Genomic DNA, 19,486 nt, shown 5'->3' on the forward strand with positions numbered 1-19,486 from the left:
TTATAATAAGGAGAAATGAAAGTATGAAAGAATTAAATAAAAAAATTTTAAATGAATTTAATGAAAATTATAAAGATATAAAACTTGATTTTAATAGTAAAAAAGAAAATGATATTAGAAATGGTATTTATGAAATTATTTATGGAAAAGAAAAAATTAATTCTTCAAAAGAAAAAGAAGAAACTTTAAATGAATATATAACTAATTTATTTGATTTATCAAATATACAATGAGTTTTAAAAGATAAAAATGGTGAAATAAATATTGAGCTACAAAACTTATTACAAACTTATTTAAGCAAAACTGATTTTTTATCAAAATTTTGAATTACAAAATTCAAAGCGGGAATGCAAGGGAAATATGGTTTATTAATAGTTGAAATAAAAGACAAAAATTCTTATTCAAGGCCTGAATTAATTCCAGTAAAAGTAATATTTGAAAATAGTTTTGATAATCAAGTTTTTGAATCTTTGTTATCTTTTGAAGAAACAACATATTCTAATAAAGAATTAATTTATTTCTTACAACGACATTATTTAATAAAAAATAATAAAGTTCAAGTAACTTCTAAATTAATAGATTATAAAACTAATTCTTTAATAAAAAGTGATAAAATATCAAACTTAATCAAACAAAATTTAGATTTAAAAAAGAAAAACTTAGAATTTGATTTTATTCCTTTATCAATATTAAAAAATGATATAACTGGTAAACCAAGATGTGAAAAAGTAAAAAGCAAATTAGAAATGTTAGATAAATTTGATGAAGTAATAGCTATACTTCCTCATTGAGAAAAGGGTTCAATTATATTTAATGGTAATTCTGTTGAACCTCAAAATAAACCTCAACAGTTATATGAATTTATGAAAGGAATATTACTTGATGGGATGATTCAAATGAAACCAATTGAAATTGAGGGTATCCCATCCAATTTAAATGAAAATATTATTAATTGAAATCCAACTTCAATATTGAAAGTAGTTAGAAAAACAAGAAATGATATTTATGAAGAAATTAAATTAGATCTTGGTTTTCCAGTTGATGAAATTACAGAACCGAATAAAAATGATTATAATTCAATATTTTTAAATAATCCAAATATTAAAAGAGAACTAAGATTAATAAAATTATTTCTTATAGACATGGCATATAAATTTTTAAGTATTTTACAAAAATCTAATATTCAAGAAACATTCCCTGATATTGATTTAAAACAAATAGAGATTAATGTTAATTTAGGCATAAACGAATAATTTTTAATAAAGGAGAATTATATGAGTAATCAAATAAAAAATGTTTCTGATATTTCAGATGAAGAATTTATTGAAAGTTTTACAGCAAAACAAAAGTATAGAAAAAAAGAAAATATAAATGATTTATTATATTTAAGTAAACAAGTTGTGCAAGTTTTTATCTATCCATTAACAACACTAAATGGCAAAAAGTTAATTGAGGGTTTAAGAATTGGAGAAAATAAAATAAATTTAATGGCAACAACTATTGATAAAGTTATTTCAATAAAAGCATATCTTTCAGATATTCAAGATTATGATTTGGTAGAATCATTAGATCCTTTAAATCCACTTGAACAATTAATGAGAGTAACTGATACAATTAATTTTTTTACCGATGAAATTAAAGAGTTAGATTATGAGTGTTTGTATCTTTTGACAAAAGAAAAAATAACTGAGAATAATTTAAATGACTTAAAACAATATATTGGCAAAATTATTACACCAAGTATTGATGAAACTGGTATGGAAATGAGTTTTAGTTCTTTAGAAGAGTTTTCAAGTAGTTTTAAAACTTCTCCAATTAGAGTTGTATTAAGTGAACCAATTAAAAGTAAAATTAAAGAAATACATATTACAAGTCCAAAAGGAACATTAATAGGAAATATTAAACCAGTTGATGAAAATGGTAGATTTCCAGAATTATTAGCTAAAAAAGGAACAGAAATTTTTCCTAAATTATGTTTTCCATTTCAAATTGCTCCAGTAGTAAGCATTGTTGATTATTGAAGTAGTGACCAAATAATTCCTTTAAATGATATATTTGAATTTTTAGATTCTAAGAATATCAAGCATGATGAAGAATTTAGTTTAGCAGACTTTCTAGTTCTTGGAGAAGAAGGTGATTATCCAACAATTCATTTTAATCATGCAAGTAAAATTGAAATCCGATCTACAGGTAGAGAAGCTAATATTGGACGTTGAGTAAGTTATCAAGCGGGTGGTTGTTATGTAACTGATGCGTATGATGAGAGAGATTATATTGGTACTGAAGAGTTTAATTTAGAAAATGGAATTAAATCGATTCAAATTAACTGTGCATTTCAAGGTCAAGGACCAATTCATAATCTTCATAGCAAAATTGGACCAAGTGGTAGAAATATAAAAGACATGTCTTGTGATATAACTGAAGGTAGTGTTTCTAAAAAGACAACTGCTTTTGAGACACTTTTAAAGATGCTAACTGAAACTTTTTGAAAAGATTATGAATTTAAAGGTGCAACAGAAAGTAAAAAAAATAATAATGGAGAATGAGAACTAAAAATAAAAGATGAAAAAATTTATGAATTACTTGAAAAATATGCAGGTCAAGATAGATATGCAGTAACTACAAATTTATGATTGAGTTGAAAAAAAATAAATATTGATAAAGTAAATGCAAATTTAAAAATAGTTAAACGTATTGAAAATACGATTACAATGTTATCTGGATATATAAAATCAAATTTTTCAATTAATAAAGGTGATAATGATGATTATAAAATACTGTTACCCTTCTATTTTGAATTGCAAAACAAAATTGATAATCCAATTGGGATGATAAATTATACAGATATAAAGGTAAAGTTAAAATCTAATTACTTTGAATTTACTGAAACTGGCATTAAATTAAAAGATAATTGTATTTCCAGAAACCTAGTCCATAAACTCGAATATAATCATTATGCATTTCCTGAAATGACAAACATGATTGAAACTGCAAGCATACCTTCTAGTATGCCACTTGATCAACAAACTGCTAATGGTGAATATTCAAAATATCAGGTTAAGTGTTTCTCTAATCAAGAATTAGATATTGAAAAGCTAAAAAATCATTATGGTAGTGGAAATATAAATTTTAATCCTTTATCTAGCAACAAAATAGTAAATAATGGAGAATTTGAGTTTGAGGTACCAGTTACAATTGAAGAAATAAAGTTATCTTCATTTTATGGATACGGACTGTGAAGAATTAATTTAATTGATGAAAATAATAATAGTTATAAATTGGGTTTAAAGTTATTTGATAAAAATGACTCAACAATTTCATATATAAATTTGATATTATAAACTTGTAAATGAAAGGATATGCCAATATGAAAAGGTTTATAAATATTATGTCTGCTTTTACTGTAACAGTTACTACAAGTTCAGCTACAGCAATGGTAGTATCATGTAAAGGAGATTATATGGTTAAGTTATATCATTTGCATAGTGTTCAAGGAAAATGAGAAGTTACCCCTGAACATCCAAATAATTTAATTATTGAAGTTGATAAACGTGATATTAAGAAATATACATTGGAAGAAGGAATTTATGAAAATACAAGAATTGCATTTTATATGAAAGATGGAAGTATTAATAACACCAATGATAAGTGATGATCAGGTCCAGCAATACAATATGAATATTATTTTACTAAAGAATTAGGATTTGGTCCAGATGTAGAACAAGAATAGCGATAGCTATTCTTTTTATTTATAATTTTAACTTTATTTTTTAATGTCAATTACAATAAAGTTGAGCATATATTTTAATAATTAATAGTTGTATTTTAATCATTCTTTATTAAGACATTTAAATTTAAGGAGTGAAAAAATGACTAATTTTAAACTATGAACTATAACAAGTTTTGAAGAATATGTTAATGAATGACCATCATTGGCAAATGAATTTAATAATTTAACAACTTATCAACAAAAATTGGGATATACATCTCCAGAAGATTTTTTCATTAAAAATGCTTTTGCAGCCCAAGAATTGGCAAATCAAAGAGTTGGCAATATTTTGGAAAGAATATTTTCAACATCAGATTTGCATGCTAATGTTCAAGAACAATTAAAAAAATTTACATATAAAGCAATTGATCATTTAAGAATGAATGATTGTGTAATTTATCAAAATACAAAAACAATTCAAACAAATTATAATAATGGTAGAAGCGATAGTATTGAAAATGATTTAAATGTATCTTTAGAAAAAATAATTGGTGATAGTGCATGAAGAAGTTGAATTGGTGCTAACATTGAATCATTATATTTAAGATATTTAAAAGAAAATGATTTACCATATCTTTTAGATCCAGAACAATTTTATAATAAAAAACAAATTGATGATTTTTTTGAAACTATTGATTGAAAAATTTATGAAGAGCATACTTATACAACTGTTCACATTAGAGATTTGCAAAAACAAATTAATAGAAAACAAGAAGTGACAGATCAAGTATTATTACAACAAAAAACAGATGATGAGGGAAATCCAATTGATGAAATTGAAGAAGTGGGATATTTTGATGAGATTTTATTTCAATCTTTTAGACCAGACTCAACAATCATTGATACAGATAGAGGCAGAAAACGAGCAGTTATAAATTTAAATGATACTATTGGAGAATTAATAAATGCTAGTGTTTATCAAAGTTCAAGTGAATCAGATCAAAAAAATGCAATTGGTAGAATCTGAGGGTGAGGGATCGAAAATTATTTAAAACATTCGGAAGAAACTTTTAATGAAAAATTTAAACAATTAGAAGATAAGATTTTAGATATTAATAAAAATAAATGAATTATTGGTGAATATAAATGAGTTAAAGTAGGCACTCCTATAGTGAAAGGCTGAATAAAAATCAATTTAACTACAGGTTATACATTAATAGCTGGTACATCACAATCTACATCGACTGGTTCTATAAAAAGTCATACACATACTTCAAACGCTCATAATCATTATATTAATGGCTCAGGAAATTATGTACCAGTTCTTATGGGTGGGGCAAAATGATATAAAAGAAATGCCGATAATGGTGCTGGAGACAATAAGGCAATTGTTTCTGATACAAATAATCCCAATATAGCTAACATTGCATTAACAGATTCTGCATCTTCTAAAATTAATTCTACGGGTGGATCATCTAATTTAGCTGCAGGGCAATATGCTGAACTTTGAGAATATGTGGGAATTGATGCAAAAGGAGAAACCTTAAATACTAATTTAAATGCAAAACTGAGTTATTGACAAAAAAATGATATTTTAGATAAAGAATATAAAGATAATGATGAATGTGCCCCTTTGAAGGGAGAAAAATATGATGAATAATGAAAAATTTAAAAATGATATTTCAGATGAAGAATTTATTGAAAGTTTTACAGCAAAACAAAAGTATAGAAAAAAAGAAAATATAAATGATTTATTATATTTAAGTAAACAAGTTGTGCAAGTTTTTATCTATCCATTAACAACACTAAATGGCAAAAAGTTAATTGAGGGTTTAAGAATTGGAGAAAATAAAATAAATTTAATGGCAACAACTATTGATAAAGTTATTTCAATAAAAGCATATCTTTCAGATATTCAAGATTATGATTTGGTAGAATCATTAGATCCTTTAAATCCACTTGAACAATTAATGAGAGTAACTGATACAATTAATTTTTTTACCGATGAAATTAAAGAGTTAGATTATGAGTGTTTGTATCTTTTGACAAAAGAAAAAATAACTGAGAATAATTTAAATGACTTAAAACAATATATTGGCAAAATTATTACACCAAGTATTGATGAAACTGGTATGGAAATGAGTTTTAGTTCAATTGAAGAATTTTCAAATAGTTTTAAAACTTCTCCAATTAGAGTAGTATTAAGTGAACCTATTAAAAGTAAAATTAAAGAAATACATATCACAAGTCCAAAAGGAACATTAATAGGAAATATTAAACCTGTTGATGAAAATGGTAGATTTCCAGAATTATTAGCTAAAGCAGGAACTGAAATTTTTCCTAAATTGTGTTTTCCATTTCAGACTTCACCAGTTTTAAGTATTGTAGATTATTGAAGTAGTGATCAAATAATTCCATTGAATGATATTTTTGAATTTTTAGATTCTAAAAATATTAAATATAATGAAGAATTTAGTTTAGCTGATTTTCTAGTTCTTGGAGAAGAAGGAAATTATCCTGCAATTAAATATGATCATGTTGAAAAAATAAGTTTTAAATTACATATGAAAGCATACAAAACAAGGGGTAGTAGTGGTAATGGTCCTTCAGGAATTGTAGATGATATATTCAATATGGAATTTAGCAATGCAAATAAATTTGGTGAAGGAAATTTGACAAAGATATTTACTAAACCAAATGCAAAGGATAACTACTTTGATGCAGATATTGCAAATGAATTTGATACAGAATTTGCAATTCAATCAGGAGTATTTAAAGGGAAAATTCAATATAAATATTCTATATCTGATTTAAATGTTATTCCTACAGGGATTTCAAAATCCACAACTGCTTTTGAAACACTTTTAAAAATGCTAACTGAAACTTTTTGAAAGGATTATGAATTTGAAGGAGCGACTCAGGAAAAACAAAAAGATGGACAAATAATTGAGGAAATTAAAGATTGAGATATTTTTAAATTAAGTCAAAAATATGCTGGTCAAGATAGATATTCAGTAACTACAAATTTATGGTTAAGTTGAAAAAAAATAAATATTGATGCAGTGAATGCTAATTTAAGTATGGTTAAAAGGATTGAAAATACTATTACAATGTTATCTGGATATATTAAATCTAATTTTTCTATTAATAAAGGAGACAATGATGACTATAAAATATTGTTACCATTCTATTTTGAACAACAAAACAAAATTGATAATCCAATTGGTCATGTAAAATATGAAGATATAAAAGTAAAATTAAAATCTAATTATTTTGAATTTGGTGAAGATAATATTAAAATCAAAGATAATTGCATTTCAAGAAATTTAGTTCATAAGCTTGAATATAATCATTATGCTTTTCCTGAAATGACTAATATGATTGAAACAGCAAGTATACCTTCAAGTATGCCTCTGGATCAACAATCAGCAAATGGTGAATATTCAAAGTATCAAGTAAAATGTTTTTCAAATCAATTAGTAGATATTGAAAAATTAAAAAATCATTACGGTAATGGAAATATAAATTTTAATCCTCTATTTAGTAATAAAATAGTAAATAATGGAGAGTTTGAGTTTGATGCACCAATTACAATTGAAGAAATAAAGTTATCTTCATTTTATGGATACGGATTGTGAAGAATAAATTTAATTGATGAAAATAATAATAGATATAAATTAGATTTAAAGTTATTTGAAAAAAATGACTCAACTATTTCATTTATAAATTTGATATTATAAATTTGTAAATGAAAGGATGAGTCAATATGAAAAGGTTTATAAATATGATGACTGCTTTTACTGTTACAGTTACTACAGTTTCAACTGCAACAATGGTAGTTTCATGTAAAGGAGATTATATGGTTAAGTTATATAAACTGTTTCCTGGAAATAATAATAGTTGAGTTCCTTCTAGTCATGATAATTTTTTGATCATTGAAGTTGATAAACGTGATATAAAGAAATATACATTGCATGGTTCTGAAACAGCAACCCCTTATGTTACAAGGATTACCTTTTATATGAAGGATGGAACTATTAACAATACTAATAATAAATGATGGTCAGGTCCTAAATCAGAATATGAAAAATACTTTATTAAAGAATTAAGGTTTGGTCCTGATGTAGAACAAGAATAGGAATAACTAATCTTTTTTATCTAGTAACAATCTTAATATATAGGAATTTTCGATATTTTCTTGTACTTTAAACAATGATTTAACAATTTGATATTATAAATTTGTAAATGAAAGGATGAGTCAATATGAAAAGGTTTATAAATATGATGACTGCTTTTACTGTTACAGTTACTACAGTTTCAACTGCAACAATGGTAGTTTCATGTAAAGGAGATTATATGGTAACACTACATTTTTTGACGCCTTCTGGACCTAACAATTCATGAATTCCAGCTGAAGGAGATAAAAGTATTATTATTGAAATTGATAAACGTGATATTAAAAAATATACATTATGAGGAGATAATGCATATCCAGATTTAACAGAAATTGATTTTTATATGAAAGATGGAACAGTTAATAGCACTTCCAAACGTAATTGGTCAGGTCCTAAATCGGAATATGAAAAATATTTTACTAAAGAATTAGGATTTGGTCCAGATATTGAACAAGAATAGCAAATGCTATTCTTTTTTGTCCAGTAACAATCAAATATATAGGAAGTTTCAATATTTTCTTGTATTATAAACAATGATTTAACAATTTGATATTATAAATTTATAAACGAAAGGATATGCCAATATGAAAAGATTTTTAAATATGATGACTGCATTTACTGTTACAGTTACTACAGTTTCAACCGTAACAATGGTAGTTTCATGTAAAGGAGATTATATGGTTAAGTTATACATGTTACATCAAGCAGGCCCTGGTGGATCTTGAATTCCATCAGGAGATGAAGGTGGTCCATTAATAATCGAAGTTGATAAACGTGATATTAAGAAATATACATTGGAAGAAGGAATTTATGAAAATACAAGAATTGCATTTTATATGAAAGATGGAAGTATTAATAACACCAATGATAAGTGATGATCAGGTCCAGCAATACAATATGAATATTATTTTACTAAAGAATTAGGATTTGGTCCAGATGTTGAACAAGAATAGCGATAGCTATTCTTTTTATTTATAATTTTAACTTTATTTTTTAATGTGAATTACAATAAAGTTGAGCATATATTTTAATAATTAATAGTTGTATTTTAATCATTCTTTATTAAGACATTTAAATTTAAGGAGTGAAAAAATGACTAATTTTAAACTATGAACTATAACAAGTTTTGAAGAATATGTTAATGAATGACCATCATTGGCAAATGAATTTAATAATTTAACAACTTATCAACAAAAATTGGGATATACATCTCCAGAAGATTTTTTCATTAAAAATGCTTTTGCAGCCCAAGAATTGGCAAATCAAAGAGTTGGCAATATTTTGGAAAGAATATTTTCAACATCAGATTTGCATGCTAATGTTCAAGAACAATTAAAAAAATTTACATATAAAGCAATTGATCATTTAAGAATGAATGATTGTGTAATTTATCAAAATACAAAAACAATTCAAACAAATTATAATAATGGTAGAAGCGATAGTATTGAAAATGATTTAAATGTATCTTTAGAAAAAATAATTGGTGATAGTGCATGAAGAAGTTGAATTGGTGCTAACATTGAATCATTATATTTAAGATATTTAAAAGAAAATGATTTACCATATCTTTTAGATCCAGAACAATTTTATAATAAAAAACAAATTGATGATTTTTTTGAAACTATTGATTGAAAAATTTATGAAGAGCATACTTATACAACTGTTCACATTAGAGATTTGCAAAAACAAATTAATAGAAAACAAGAAGTGACAGATCAAATATTATTACAACAAAAAACAGATGATGAGGGAAACCCAATTGATGAAATTGAAGAAGTGGGATATTTTGATGAGATTTTATTTCAATCTTTTAGACCAGACTCAACAATCATTGATACAGATAGAGGCAGAAAACGAGCAGTTATAAATTTAAATGATACTATTGGAGAATTAATAAATGCTAGTGTTTATCAAAGTTCAAGCGAATCAGATCAAAAAAATGCAATTGGAAGAATATGAGCATGAGGGATTGAAAATACTTTAAAATTAGCAAATAAAAAGTATGATGAAGATATAAAAGAACTAAAAAAGAGAATAAAAGAAATTGATGATAATAAATGAATTATTGGTGAAAGAAAATGGGTTAAAATTGGAACTCCTTTATTATCTGGATGAAAAAAAGTAGAATTACCTAGTGGATTTACACTTGTATCAGGTATAAGTGAAGGTCTTACTACTGGTGAAAATAAGGAACATTCCCACTCTGGTGAAGCGCTTCTTTCTAATAAAGCTTCAGGTGGTCAGGGAGGAGTACCTTGATCATCAAGCTTTCCAAGTTCTTTAAATATTTATGGGGCTTTTTTAGGAGTTCCAAAATTAGCTTTAGATATTAAAACTGAGGGTGGTAAAAATAACTTATCTGCAGGAATGTTCTCTGATTTGTGAGAGTACATTGGTAGTAAAGAATAAATAAGATTGAATTAAAATTGTAGTGTAAAAATAAAAAAATTTATAAAAAAATCTTGCTTTTCTATTTAGTTATATGCTATTATGAATAAGTAGATTTTTCTATATGGCTTTTTAGCTCAGTTGGTAGAGCAACCGGCTGTTAACCGGTTGGTCGCAGGTTCGAGTCCTGCAAAAGCCGCCATTTTATATGGCCTGTTGGTGAAGCGGTGAACACACACGGTTTTCATCCGTGCATACACGGGTTCGATCCCCGTACAGGCTACCATATTTTATTTTTTTGTTGGAGTGCTAGCTCAGTTGGGAGAGCTCCTGCCTTACAAGCAGGCGGTCGGCGGTTCGAGCCCGTCGCACTCCACCATTTTTTTAACGCTGATGTGGCTCAATTGGCAGAGCAACTGACTTGTAATCAGTAGGTTGTAGGTTCAAGTCCTATCATCAGCACCAGAATTGAATTTGGCAACAATCTCTTTATTGGGATTGTTTTTTTATGTAATAATATAAATAGGGGATATAAAATATGAGAACTTCAAGTTATGCTTTAGCAATCACTGGTACGGTTTTTGGCTTAGTTATTCAAATTCTAAGTGCTTTTTTATATGTTCCTATTGCCAAAGAACTGGGTATTTATGATGAAAGAGGATTTGGGTTTGCTTTAACTTTATTCTATATTCTTTGTAATATTATTTGATTAATATTTTTTGCAGCTTTTTCATTAAATAAAAAGAAAATTTCAAAAAGATTTGTAGGAGGTATTATTGGGATTGCATACTCAATTCTAGTAATACTTGCATCATGAGTCTTTGTTACTTGAATCTTTTGAATTTTGAATTTCATTTGTGCAGTAATAATAATTGTTGCTTCAAGTTTCTTTATTAAAGATAATAGAGAAAATTTATAATACTTTAGTAAAAATGTGATATTATATTTTTGTCAAATTTTGTCTCGTTAGCTCAGTCGGTAGAGCAACTGGCTTTTAACCAGTGGGTCATAAGTTCGAGTCTTATACGGGACACCACGCATCCGGAATTGGCGGAATTGGCAGACGCACCAGACTTAGGATCTGGCGTAGTAATACGTGGGGGTTCAAGTCCCTTATTCCGGACCATTAATTAGAAAATAAAAATCCCAAATTTTTGGGATTTTTTTATTGTCTTTATTTTTGTTATATGATATATACTATATAATTAAAAGAGGTGATATATCATGAATCAAAAAGAAACAAAAAAGATTATGTTATTTTCAGATTTAGATGGAACAGCATTACAATCTGATCACACATTTAACCAGGTGACAATCGATATGGTAAAAGATGTTTATGATAAAGGACATTACTTTATACCAATTACGGCAAGAAGTACAAAAGATGCTATCTTTCAACAAGCTGTTAATTTAAATATTGATAAACACCAAGGAATTGCAATTGCCAACAATGGAACTCATATATATGATTTTAAAACACAAACATATATTAGAGAAGCCTATATTGACAATACAATGTTAGAAAATATTTTTAAAACCACTTATGGTAAAATTGGAAAGTACAAAGTTCACTACTTTTCAAATGACATTACTTATGTTTATGGTGATGGTGAAAACTCAAGATATTGAAGCGATATTATGAATATTGATTACAAAGTAATTTCTTCTTTTGAAGAAATAGAAACACCAGTTAATCATTTGACAATCATTTTAGCAGATAATGCAACAGATGAACAAAGAACTGAGTTTTTAGAAGAATTTGCTTTTGTAAAAACACAGTTAGATATTACACAATATACAAATCGTGTCTTTGAATTATGTACAAAAGGAATCAATAAAGGTGAAGCAGTTCAATACACTTTAAAACATCTTGGATTAGATGAATCAAATAGTGACGTTTATTGTTTCGGTGACAGTGTCAATGACATACCAATGTTTAAAATGACACAATACCCTGTTGCAATGAATAATGCAATGGAAGAATTAAAACAATTAGCAAAATTCCATACATCTTCAAATAATGAACATGGAGTTGCCAACTTTATTAATCAAAATATCTTAAGAGAGGAATAACATTATGGCAAAAATTTTAAATACAGTTGATGAATTCAACACACAAATTTCACAAGGAACAACTTTAGTAGACTTTTATGCTGACTGATGTGGTCCATGTAAAATGCTAGCACCAATTTTTGAACAAGTTTCAACAGAAAATACAAATACAGCATTTGTAAAAGTAAATACTGATGAATTAGGTGAAATTGCAAATAAATACGAAGTGAGATCAATCCCAACAATTATCAAATTTGAAAATGGGCAAGAAGTTGCAAGACACGTTGGAATGATGGGAAAAGATCAACTAGTTGATTTTTCAAAATAATTAAATGATTAAATTAATTGCATTAGACATTGATGGTACATTATTGGGAAGCCGTAAAAAGGTTACAAAACAAAATATTCAAGCAATTAAAGCAGCAAGAGAACAAGACATTAAAATCTGTATTGCAACAGGTAGAAGTGCTTCTCGAGTTGAGCCAATTGCTAGAGAAATTGGTATTATTGATAACAATGAATACATTATTTGCTTAAATGGTGGGGGAATTTATCAATACGATAAAGATAAAAAACTTCAAAAAATTAAAGAAACATTATTTTCTATTGATGATGTCAAATATATTTATGATAACGCTGTTGAAAATAAGATTAACTGTTTTTCATACAATGAAGATCCAAAATCAACATATGTTATTAAAAATAGAGGTGCTTTTATTTGATTTATGAAAAAAATATCAGGTAGAAAAGCATTTGTTTATGATAATCAAAAAACAGATCAAAAAGCGTACAAAGTTATTGCTTATGGTAAGAAAAAAAATATCTTAGCAGCAAAACCAAAATTTGCTGCTAAGAATTATGAAATGTTTTCTTGAAGTTATGTATCAAATAAAACAATGAATATTGAAATCAGTCCAGTTGGTGTTGATAAATTATATGCTTTACAAGAAGTTTCAAAAATTTATAATATCAAACAAGAAGAAGTAATGTACTTTGGTGATGGAGATAATGATAAAAGAGCAATTGAATGAGCAGGAGTTGGTGTTGCTATGAAAAATGCAGCAAGTCATATTAAAGAAGCTGCTTCTCATACGACAGGACATCATAAAAAATCTGGTGTTGCTCAAAAGATTAATGAAATTATTTTAAATAAGTAAAAGCAGTTCTTATTAGAGAACTGCTTTTTTATGTTTGAAAGGATTACTATGACTATTGTGCAATTACATTTGGTGATCAATTCAAACATAAATATTTATCCTTTTAAGAAATCTTAAAGCACACTGAAATATAACATTATTCGTGTGGCTTGTATGTACGTAGCTATTTTTAAAATCCTATATAATACAAATTTGATTTTTTAGCATTCGTTGTTATTCACAAAATAATTTTGTGAATTAAACATTGTGGGGTTAGGACATAAATCCTTTGTTTAAATTTTCAACGTGGACCACCCATTAAATAGTATTATTTGTATTCAAGACTGCAAATAATTATTTAAATCACTTACTTTGGGGAATAATTGATTAATATTTTTAACTATTGTTATATTAAAAATACTTTCTTTGAGATCAAACTTAGTCTTGACATGGGTTTGATAAAAGGCAAAAAGTTTTAAAAACGTATTTATTACCTTTCATTGCAATTATAAAACATTGAAGATAGTTGAAGGCAATAGTAAAATGCAAAAAATTTATTTTTTTATATTTTTGGAATGAAAAAATATTATTCATACTCTTTAAAAATAGATATAATAATAATTAGCAATAAATTATTTGGCAAGGAGGTAATAATTATATGGAATTAATCAATTTTATTAATATTTCACAATATCTCATTAGTGAATGATTAGACGTAATTATTACACGAACTGAATGATTTGAAAAGATACTTGAGACTGAGTGACTCTCCCTGAATGCGTAATAATTTTAGATTACGCGGCATATTTGAATATTTAATTTTTTAGAGGAGAAATACACTTATGAAAAATAATAAAAACATACTTGAGATTCGTAATTTAACAAAAACTTACGATGGTAAAGTTGTTTTAAAAGGTGTAAGTTTTAATGTTCATGAAGGTGAATTTATCACACTTCTTGGACCTTCTGGTTGTGGAAAAACCACAACATTAAATATTGTTGGTGGACGTGAAAAACAAGATATCGGAGATTTATTATTCGAAGGAAAAGATCTAACACCAATCCCAAGTAATAAACGTCAAATTAATACTATTTTCCAAAATTATGCACTATTTCCTCATTATGATGTTTATGATAACATTGCTTATGGATTAAGAATTAAAAAAATGAAAGAAGACTTAATTGAAAAAGAAGTAATGAGATACATTAAGAAGTTTTCACTTGAAGGGCATGAAACAAAAAGAGTTCATGAACTTAGTGGGGGTCAAAAACAACGTGTAGCAATTGCACGAGCACTTGTTTTAAAACCAAGAATACTTTTATTAGATGAACCAATGTCTGCATTAGACGTGCAATTGAGAAAAAGAATGCAAGATGAATTAAAAGATCTACAAGAAGAAATTGGTATTACATTTATTTTGGTAACTCACGATCAAGAAGAAGCTTTAACTTTAAGTGATCGTATTGTTGTTATGAATGAAGGATTAATCCAACAAATTGGAACTCCAGAAGAAATTTATAATGAACCTGAAAATAGATGAGTTGCTCAATTTATTGGAGTTTCAAACATCATTAATGATGGAGAAATGATTAAAGATTTACGCTTAAAATTTGATGGAAAAGAATTTGACTGTACAGATAAAGGATTTGGAGAAAACCAAACTAACATTGATATTGTTATTAGACCAGAAGATATTAAAATTGGTGAACCTGGAAAAGGATATTTTGATGGAATTGTTGAAAATATTATTTTCAAAGGAGTTCACTATGAAATCACAATTAAATGTGAAAATAGAACTTACATAGCTCATACAACTGAATTTCATGATTTTGACAAAAATGTTTCAATTAAATGAGCTGCAAATGATCTTCATGTAATGTGAAAGGAAATCGATGAATAATAATATTGAAAATAACGAAGTTGTTGAAATTAAAGATAACTTTGATATTGAAAATGAATTAGAAGCGATTGAAGACATTGAATCAATTGGAAGTGAAGAAGAGTTTGTATATAAAACAGCAAGTTTTAAAGAAAAAATTGGAAATTTTAAAATTGTCAAATCATTAAAAGGCAAAATTTGACCTGTTTTGTTACCATTTATGGTAACAATGGGTTTTTTAGTAATTCTTCCGTTAGTAGGAATTATTCTTTTTGCAATTATTAATCCAACAGGAAATAGTATTAAGTTTGAATTAAATCTAGAAAACTTTGTACGTTTCTTTACATCATCAAGCATTATGATAGTATTGGGATTATCACTATTATATGCAGTTATTGCAAGTATTATAGCTGTTACTATGGCATATCCAATTGCCTTAGTAATGTCTCAATTAAAAAGTAAATTAATGGCTAAAAATGTTTGAGTCTTATTAACTTTACCAATCTGAATAAGTATGATCTTAAAAATTTTAGGGTTAAGAAGCTTATTTGAATTATTAGGTGGCAGTGCATTGGGAACACCATTTGCAGTAATCGTGGGAATGGTTTACATGTTTTTACCATTTGCAATTTCACCAATTTATAATGCTTTAGATAATCAAGATCCTTCATATTATCAAGCTGCTTTAGATTTAAAAGCAAGTAAATCAAAAGCATTTTGACATATTACATTTAGACAGTCATTACCAGGAGTATTTGCTGGATTTACACTTGTTTTAGTACAAGCGGCAACTTCTTTATTGATTGTAAGATATATGGGAGATGGAAAAATTAACTTGATTACAACCATTATTGAAAATTACTTTTTCAAAGGAACAGACTTTGGTTTTGGAGCAACAGTTGCTGTTGTTTTAGCATTGTTATTATTCTTAATTATGGGAATTACAAAACTATTGTCAAATAAATTCGAAGTAAGGGGGTCAAGAAAATGAAAAAATTCTTCAAATCCAGCTATTTCGTAATTATCATGCTCTTTATTTATGTGCCCATTGCTGTTATGATTTTCTTTTCATTTAACAAGGGTTCAAATTTAAGCGAATGACAAGGATTTAGTTTAAAATGATATGAATATTTTTTAGGTTATTCACCATTTATTAAATCAATTATTGTATCTCTATTTGTTGCTATGGTTTCAACTATAATTTCTCTTGTAATTGGAGTAATGGCAGTTGTGGGATTGGCAAAATGCAAAAAAAGAGTAGCCAATAATTGAGTTAGAGTAGCCAATATTCCATTGGTAAATGCTGATGTGATTACAGCTGTAGGATTAATGTTATTATTTATTTTCTCAGGAATGAGATTTGGAATTGTTTCATTAATTGCAGCTCACGTTTCATTTAACGTGCCATATGTAATTGTGACAGTTCTACCATTTATGATGAGAATTGATAAAAACTTATTAGAAGCATCAAATGATTTAGGATCAACACCAACAAAAACTTTCTTTAAAGTTATTTTACCAATTTTGACTCCTTGTATTATTACAGCTGCTGCAATTTGTTTTGCAATGAGTTTTGATGATTTTATTATTTCTTATTTTACTGGTGGAGATCAAACTAACGTTTCAACTTTTATTTATACTGCAAAAAGAATGCAACCTTACATTAATGCATTTGGAACATTATTAGTAGCAGTTATTGTGTTTGTTATTTTAGTTTGAAATATAGCTCAAATTACAATTCAAAGAGTTGCTTTAAATAAAGAATTAATTAAAAAAGGTGATTACAAAATCAAACAAAGAAATGCATTACAAAATCGTATTGATTATTTACAATCATGTATTGATAATGAAGTCAAGATTAGAAAAAGTCGCAATCTTTTAAAATGGTTTAAATATTGGAGTTTACAACTTCAAATTAAACGCTTAAATAATAAGAACAATAATGCAAAAATTTCAAAATTAGAATGAAAAAAAGCATTACTAACTGATGAAATTAAAGCAGAAAAAAGAGTGTCAACAATTCATGTTAAATTAGTTGAAAAAAGAACACAAATTGAACAAAAAATAGCAAAAACAACAAATGATAAAAAAATTAAGAAATTAAATATTGTTATTTCTAAACTAGATAAAAAAATTGATAAATATCAATCAGAATTAGATTGAATGGCACAAAGAGATGAAATTGCCAAAGATAGAGCACAAGATGTTCAAGCTCAAATTGATGAATTAAGAATTCAATTTGAAGCACTTGACAAAAGTGATATTAAAAACAAAACTTGATATACTAAAAAAATTGCAAAATTAATCATTAAACGTGATGGATTTATCGAAGGTAAAAATAATTTAAAGTTAAGATTAACAATTGAAAAATTAGCAGAAATTAAAGCAAAAAATGAACGAATTGCTAATGAAAAATATTTACAATTAAAAGAACAAGAAGTTAAAGTTATGAAAAAAGTGTCAATTGTTGAAGCAGTTGATAAAAAAATAACTATTTTAGGACTAAATAAAGATCAAAATTTAAACTTTGATCAAGAATTAAGCATTTTAACAGAACAAAAACAAGAAAATTTAATAGCTGTTAAAACTAAATTACTAGCAACAATTGAAGCTAAAAAAGCAAAATTAGATGAAATCTTTGGCGATATTAAAAGAAAACAAGCTAAATATTTTCCTGATGTATTAGCAGAAGATTATGTTCCTTCAAGAAATAGATGATTAAAAAGAAACTGAAAACAAGTTTCTATGGGAACACTTTTATTAGCATCTTTCTCATTAATTACTACAGCCTATGTATTAAATAATATTTATGATTTAGTAATTGGAAATTGAGGAAGTTACATTAATCCAGATGTATTAAGTGGATTTGAAAAAGAATATGGTGTTAAAATTAACTACCAGCAATATGATTCAAATGAAAGTTTATATAATAAAAACTATACATTTAATTATGACATAATGGTGCCAAGTGAATATATGGTTCAAAAAATGGCAGAAGAAAACTTATTACAAGAAATTATGTGAGAATGTGTAACTTCAATTGAATTGAATTCAGAAGATACTTCAAGAGAAGATAAAACTTGTAGTCTAGATTTAGGACAAGAACAAAACGATGAAGTAAAGAATGATGAATCAGAAGATGTTCCTACAAATAAAATGAATGAATCTCTTCAAAAATCAATGGAAGGAATTGAAATTAAAACTGGTTCAGATATTAAAAATGCATTAGATTACTCAATTCCTTATTTTTGAGGAGATGTAAGAATTGTATTTAATGTGGCAACTGGAAATAAAGAAATGCTTCAATGATTAAAAGATGAAGAAATTCTTGAACAAGATGGAAATACAAATGATGGTAGTGAAGCTTGAGGATATACTGTCAATGAAGAAAAACTTTCATGAGATATTTTATGACAAGCTTCACAAAGAGGATATAATTTAGCATTAAATGAAGATCCAAAAAATGTTTTTATGTACGCTTTTGAAAAATTATATGGAACAGTTCAACCAGAAAATACTGCTCAAATTACTGAAGCTGCTAAAGAAATTAAAACTCTTTTAAGTCCTAAAAATGTAGGAATCTATGGAGATCAATTAATTGATAAAGTTGCAACTGGAAATTATGATATTGCTGTTATGTATAACGGAGATGCAATTTGAGCATTATCAGAAGAATATACACCAGAAGATGAAGAAGACGAAGAATTAATAAGAGCAAAAAGAAATGAATGAACTTTAAATGGTGTAATTGGTGTACCAGGAAAAGAACTTGAAAATTCTTCGAATAAGACAGAATCTACAAATATTTGAAGTGATAATCTTGTTATTAATAAAACTAATCGTAATTTAAAATTAACTTATCAATTTATTAACTATATTTATACACATGATAATCAGATTCTTCAAGTTGATGAAACTGGAATGTCTTCAAGTAGAGACAGTGTAATTAATGAAATTTTAGATTCAATTGATACTGAAGAACCATATTTTGGGTCAAATTTAATAACTAGTTGATATAAACCAACAGAAAATGGTCAGTCATTTGAATTTAATGAAGCTTTAGACAACTATCTAGTTGATGAATTTAACAAAATTATTTCTACAAAAAATTAATTTAAAAAATGGTTTAACCCATTTTTTAAATTA

Annotated in this window: 16 protein-coding genes and 6 tRNA genes; all 22 read left to right on the forward strand. The window is 26.6% G+C overall.

Annotated elements, in window-relative coordinates:
- Window positions 1-23: 23 nt before the first annotated feature.
- The 22 genes from SCULI_RS00675 to potCD all read left to right on the forward strand — a co-directional run bounded on the left by SCULI_RS00675 (window position 24) and on the right by potCD (window position 19,453).
- The gene (locus SCULI_RS00675; protein ID WP_025362722.1) at window positions 24-1,253 is read left to right on the forward strand and encodes a hypothetical protein; all 1,230 of its coding nucleotides are present in this window, start codon (window positions 24-26) and stop codon (window positions 1,251-1,253) included.
- Between the two features lie 21 nt (window positions 1,254-1,274).
- Window positions 1,275-3,341, forward strand: a complete 2,067-nt coding sequence (locus SCULI_RS00680) for a hypothetical protein (protein ID WP_025362723.1) — start codon at window positions 1,275-1,277, stop codon at window positions 3,339-3,341.
- A 26-nt stretch (window positions 3,342-3,367) separates the two neighbouring features.
- Window positions 3,368-3,730, forward strand: a complete 363-nt coding sequence (locus tag SCULI_RS00685) for a hypothetical protein (protein ID WP_025362724.1) — start codon at window positions 3,368-3,370, stop codon at window positions 3,728-3,730.
- Between the two features lie 139 nt (window positions 3,731-3,869).
- Entirely contained in the window at window positions 3,870-5,369 is a 1,500-nt protein-coding gene (locus SCULI_RS00690) for a hypothetical protein (RefSeq protein WP_025362725.1), read from the forward strand.
- Window positions 5,359-7,449 (forward strand): hypothetical protein, encoded by a 2,091-nt coding sequence (locus SCULI_RS00695; protein ID WP_148294454.1) that lies wholly within the window; start codon window positions 5,359-5,361, stop codon window positions 7,447-7,449. Before SCULI_RS00690 ends, SCULI_RS00695 begins: the two co-directional genes overlap by 11 nt.
- A 26-nt stretch (window positions 7,450-7,475) precedes the next feature.
- A complete protein-coding gene (locus SCULI_RS00700; RefSeq protein WP_025362727.1) occupies window positions 7,476-7,847 on the forward strand; it encodes a hypothetical protein in 372 nt (123 codons plus the stop codon).
- A 125-nt stretch (window positions 7,848-7,972) separates the two neighbouring features.
- Window positions 7,973-8,344: a hypothetical protein gene (locus SCULI_RS00705; protein WP_025362728.1), complete on the forward strand. Its 372-nt coding sequence runs from the start codon at window positions 7,973-7,975 to the stop codon at window positions 8,342-8,344.
- A 124-nt stretch (window positions 8,345-8,468) separates the two neighbouring features.
- Window positions 8,469-8,837 (forward strand): hypothetical protein, encoded by a 369-nt coding sequence (locus tag SCULI_RS00710; protein WP_025362729.1) that lies wholly within the window; start codon window positions 8,469-8,471, stop codon window positions 8,835-8,837.
- Window positions 8,838-8,976: 139 nt separating this feature from the next.
- Window positions 8,977-10,293, forward strand: coding sequence for a hypothetical protein (locus SCULI_RS00715; protein WP_025362730.1), 1,317 nt, complete (start codon window positions 8,977-8,979; stop codon window positions 10,291-10,293).
- A 105-nt stretch (window positions 10,294-10,398) separates the two neighbouring features.
- Window positions 10,399-10,474: transfer RNA gene (locus SCULI_RS00720), tRNA-Asn, on the forward strand.
- A gap of 8 nt (window positions 10,475-10,482) precedes the next feature.
- Window positions 10,483-10,558 (forward strand) — tRNA-Glu (locus tag SCULI_RS00725).
- A 17-nt stretch (window positions 10,559-10,575) separates the two neighbouring features.
- Window positions 10,576-10,651: transfer RNA gene (locus tag SCULI_RS00730), tRNA-Val, on the forward strand.
- Between the two features lie 10 nt (window positions 10,652-10,661).
- Window positions 10,662-10,737, forward strand: a tRNA-Thr gene (locus SCULI_RS00735).
- Between the two features lie 73 nt (window positions 10,738-10,810).
- Entirely contained in the window at window positions 10,811-11,191 is a 381-nt protein-coding gene (locus SCULI_RS00740) for a hypothetical protein (RefSeq protein ID WP_025362731.1), read from the forward strand.
- A gap of 41 nt (window positions 11,192-11,232) precedes the next feature.
- Window positions 11,233-11,308, forward strand: a tRNA-Lys gene (locus SCULI_RS00745).
- 5 nt (window positions 11,309-11,313) lie between these two features.
- A tRNA-Leu gene (locus tag SCULI_RS00750) sits at window positions 11,314-11,398 on the forward strand.
- Window positions 11,399-11,496: 98 nt separating this feature from the next.
- A complete protein-coding gene (locus tag SCULI_RS00755; RefSeq protein ID WP_025362732.1) occupies window positions 11,497-12,345 on the forward strand; it encodes a Cof-type HAD-IIB family hydrolase in 849 nt (282 codons plus the stop codon).
- A gap of 4 nt (window positions 12,346-12,349) precedes the next feature.
- Window positions 12,350-12,652 carry a thioredoxin gene (trxA, locus tag SCULI_RS00760; protein WP_025362733.1) on the forward strand — a complete coding sequence of 101 codons (303 nt, stop codon included), beginning with the start codon at window positions 12,350-12,352 and terminating at the stop codon, window positions 12,650-12,652.
- Between the two features lie 4 nt (window positions 12,653-12,656).
- A complete protein-coding gene (locus SCULI_RS00765) occupies window positions 12,657-13,481 on the forward strand; it encodes a Cof-type HAD-IIB family hydrolase (protein WP_025362734.1) in 825 nt (274 codons plus the stop codon).
- Window positions 13,482-14,302: 821 nt separating this feature from the next.
- Window positions 14,303-15,361, forward strand: a complete 1,059-nt coding sequence (gene potA, locus SCULI_RS00770; RefSeq protein ID WP_025362735.1) for a spermidine/putrescine ABC transporter ATP-binding protein — start codon at window positions 14,303-14,305, stop codon at window positions 15,359-15,361.
- Complete coding sequence (potB, locus tag SCULI_RS00775) at window positions 15,354-16,361, forward strand: spermidine/putrescine ABC transporter permease (protein WP_038647982.1); 1,008 nt, start codon at window positions 15,354-15,356, stop codon at window positions 16,359-16,361. Before potA ends, potB begins: the two co-directional genes overlap by 8 nt.
- Window positions 16,328-19,453 (forward strand): spermidine/putrescine ABC transporter permease/substrate-binding protein, encoded by a 3,126-nt coding sequence (potCD, locus tag SCULI_RS05470; protein WP_025362737.1) that lies wholly within the window; start codon window positions 16,328-16,330, stop codon window positions 19,451-19,453. The genes potB and potCD overlap by 34 nt, the downstream gene beginning before the upstream one ends.
- Window positions 19,454-19,486: the final 33 nt, after the last annotated feature.

Origin of the sequence: Spiroplasma culicicola AES-1, from assembly GCF_000565175.1 — a bacterium.
Taxonomy (GTDB): domain Bacteria; phylum Bacillota_I; class Bacilli_A; order Mycoplasmatales; family Mycoplasmataceae; genus Spiroplasma_A; species Spiroplasma_A culicicola.